The organism is Paraconexibacter sp. (genome assembly GCF_041602235.1).
GTDB lineage: Bacteria > Actinomycetota > Thermoleophilia > Solirubrobacterales > Solirubrobacteraceae > Paraconexibacter.
Genome location: NZ_JBFIGP010000448.1, coordinates 1 through 2031 on the forward strand (window position 1 = coordinate 1; position 2031 = coordinate 2031).

2 protein-coding genes are annotated in these 2031 nt (G+C 72.2%); both read left to right on the top strand.

What is annotated here, in order from left to right:
• Window positions 1-1828, top strand: a 1828-nt coding sequence (locus ABYE80_RS20250) for a phosphotransferase (RefSeq protein WP_372792167.1), incomplete at its 5' end; no start/stop codon positions are given.
• A gap of 14 nt (window positions 1829-1842) precedes the next feature.
• On the top strand, window positions 1843-2031 hold a 189-nt coding region (locus tag ABYE80_RS20255; RefSeq protein ID WP_372792169.1), incomplete at its 3' end, for a TetR/AcrR family transcriptional regulator.

Below are 2031 nucleotides of genomic sequence, written 5' to 3' on the forward strand. Positions count from 1 at the left end.
AGGCGGCGCCCCCGAGACCGTCGTGGTCAAGCTCGCCTCCGACGACCCGACCAGCCGCGCGACGGGCGTCGGCATGGGTGCCTACTACCGTGAGATCGCCTTCTACCGCCATCTCGCCGGGCGCATCGGCGGGCCGCTCCCCGCCTGCCACCACGCCGAGTACGACCCGGCCGAGGGGTGGTTCTCCCTGGTGCTCGAGGACGTGGCGGGCGCCACCCAGGGTGATCAGATCGAGGGCTGCACCGTCGAGCAGGCGGAGATCGCGCTGCGCGAGCTGGCCCGCGTCCACGCCCCGGTGCTCGGCGACCTGGCGCTGGGGACCGCCGACTACCTCAACCAGCCCAACCCGCTCAACCAGCAGCTGCTCGAGATGCTCCTGCCCGGGTTCCTGGAGCGCTACGCGGACCGCATGGCTCCCGAGCACGCGGAGGTGTGCACGCGGTTCGTCCCGGTCCTCGACGCCTGGGCGGCCGAGCAGCGCCCTCCGCTCGGGCTCGTCCACGGCGACTACCGGCTCGACAACCTGCTCTTCGGCGACGGCACCTGCACGGTCGTGGACTGGCAGACGGTCACGTGGGGGCCGGTGATGCTGGACGCCGCGTACTTCATCGGTGGCGGCCTCAGCGTCGAGGACCGCCGTGCGAGCGAGCGGGACCTGCTGCGCGTCTACCACGACGAGCTGCGCGCGCAGGGCGTCAGGAGCCTCCCGTGGGAGGAGGTCTGGGACGGCTACCGTCGCGCCTGCTTCCACGGGATCCTCATGACCGTCGCGGCCTCCATGGTGGTCGTCCGCACCGAGCGCGGCGACGACATGTTCATGACCTGGCTGGAGCGCAACGCTCAGCAGGTGCTCGACCTCGACGCGCTGGACCTGCTGCCGGAGCCCGACGCGGGCACCCCGGAGCCGTTGCGTCCCGAGCCGCGGGACGAGGGCAGCCACGAGCCCGGACCCGAGCCGCTGTGGAACGAGTCGTGGTACTTCGACGCCATCAGCGATGCGACCGACCTCGGGGTGTACACCCGCCTGGGCCGGCTGCCGAACCGCGACGAGTGCCTCTACACGGCGTGCATCTGCGGTCCCGGCCGTCCCTCGATGATGCTCGCCGGCACGTTCCCCCTGCCGGCGGCCGACGACGAGGCCCAGGTCGTCGACGTGCCCGGAACCGTGCACGCCGAGCATCACTGCGTGGAGCCGCTGCGCCGGTTCCACGTCACGGTCGAGGGCACGGCGCAGGCGCACGCCGACGAGTCCGCCCCGCTGCGCGGGGAGACCGGAGACCCCATCGACATCGCCTTCGATCTGGTCTGGGAGACCGACGGCGAGCCCTACGCCTGGCGGCAGTCCACGCGCTACGAGATCCCCTGCCGCGTCACGGGCACGGTGCGGGTCGGCGACGAGGAGATCGCGTTCGCCGGCCCCGGCCAGCGCGACCACTCCTGGGGCGCACGCGACTGGTGGGCCGTGGACTGGATGTGGAACGGGTTGCATCTCGAGGACGGCACGCACGTCCATCAGGTCGGCGTGCCGCAGATGCCCGGGTACGGGGTGGGCTACGTCCAGCGCGACGGGGACATCACCGAGGTGACGCAGATCGAGGTGACGACCGAGGTCGCGGAGAACGGCCTGCCGAGCAGCGCGGAGATCGTCGCGGGCCCCATGGACCTGACGCTGGACATCGAGCCGGTCGCCTTCGGCGCGCTGCGCCTGGAGGCACCCGATGGACGTGTGTCGTTCTTCCCGAGGGCGATGGCGCGGTGCACCGCGAGGGACGGGCGCGCAGGCGTCGGCTGGATCGAGTGGAACCGCGTCCAGCGCGAGGAGGCCTGAACGGCGTGCCGTCGGTGACCCGACGCTCCGGTGCCACGACGCGATCCCGGCGCGCGGCGGTCGAGCAGCAGGTGCTCGGAGCGGTGGAGCGCCTGCTCACCGACGGCGAGTCGTTCACGGCCCTGCCGGTGGGACGGATCGCGGACGAGGCGGGGATGGCCCGCACCACGTTCTACGGTCACTTCCCCGACAAGTCCACCCTG